The organism is Shewanella sp. SW24 (assembly GCF_025653395.1).
Taxonomy (GTDB): domain Bacteria; phylum Pseudomonadota; class Gammaproteobacteria; order Enterobacterales; family Shewanellaceae; genus Shewanella; species Shewanella oncorhynchi.
The window spans coordinates 1-971 of sequence record NZ_JAKKSH010000068.1; the positions used below are offsets into that span (position 1 = coordinate 1).

Below are 971 nucleotides of genomic sequence, written 5' to 3' on the forward strand. Positions count from 1 at the left end.
TGATTGCCCTTGGCATCGTTTAACTTCCCTATAGACACTAGAGCGATGACAATCAATGCATTTAGCTATGTGTGCTATCGAAAAGCCCTGTTCTAACAGCACGGAAATCTGGTATCGTCTTGCTTCGGTCAACTGTTGATAATTCATGGTGATACTCTTTTACTTTGGCGAGATAAAGCGTACCACTTTTCAGCAGTTGGCTTCTTCTACACCTCGATTAGAGTGTCGCAGTTATTATCTGAATTCTGGGATTTTGAAGTTGAGATTATAGAAACTAACTTCGTTCCATCATTCTCAGACACCAACATAACTTATGATAATCTCGATACGCAAAAGAAGAAGTGTAAACGCCTTGAAAGCTGTGTTTTATACGTCGATATTCGAGGATCAGCAAAAATTAGCGCTGAGAGAAAACCTAAAACTCTAGCTAAGATTTATTCCAGTTTCGTAAGAACAATGCTTGCATGTGCTCGTTATTACGGAGGTCACGTTAGGAATATTATTGGCGACAGGGTAATGGTTGTATTTGATAAGCAAGACTGCTTTACAAAAGCTGTAGATACAGCAATTCTGATGAATAGCGTTTGTAAGCACATTCTGAATAATAGAATTAAATCATTTGAGTTTAGTGCTGGAATAGGCATTGATTACGGCAAGATGCTCATAACTAAGTCTGGTGCCATTAGGCAAGGTGACGAAAAGGAGTTTTACCGCAGCCTAGTACTGAAGAATCCCCTGATGATTTACAAATAAATCATCAAATTAGGGTGGAAGCGCATCTTGTTGCATGATCAAATGGTTTCGCCAAAAACTACACTTGGACAACAAGATGCGCGAAGCCAATATCCTACAACATTCTTTACACCAATACTGCCCAGAACTTCACCTAAAACGATTAAACAGCTTGATGCTGGCCTCTAAGGCACTGATTGAATGTAAGACACTGACCTTGACTGAGTTAGGTCGAAATT

The 971-nt window shown here is 39.5% G+C and carries 2 protein-coding genes and 1 pseudogene; 2 read left to right on the forward strand and 1 reads right to left on the reverse strand.

Features of this window, described 5'->3' with window-relative positions:
- The coding region (locus tag L5M17_RS22870; protein ID WP_263148938.1) for a helix-turn-helix domain-containing protein at positions 1-147 on the reverse strand (147 nt) is incomplete at its 3' end.
- On the opposite strand from L5M17_RS22870, the gene L5M17_RS22875 reads away from it, so the two are divergent.
- Both L5M17_RS22875 and L5M17_RS22880 read left to right on the forward strand, forming a co-directional pair.
- Positions 136-753 (forward strand): adenylate/guanylate cyclase domain-containing protein, encoded by a 618-nt coding sequence (locus L5M17_RS22875; RefSeq protein ID WP_263149287.1) that lies wholly within the window; start codon positions 136-138, stop codon positions 751-753. The genes L5M17_RS22870 and L5M17_RS22875 overlap by 12 nt on opposite strands.
- Positions 754-829: 76 nt before the next feature.
- A pseudogene (locus tag L5M17_RS22880) lies at positions 830-971 on the forward strand (IS4 family transposase); the annotation flags it as partial.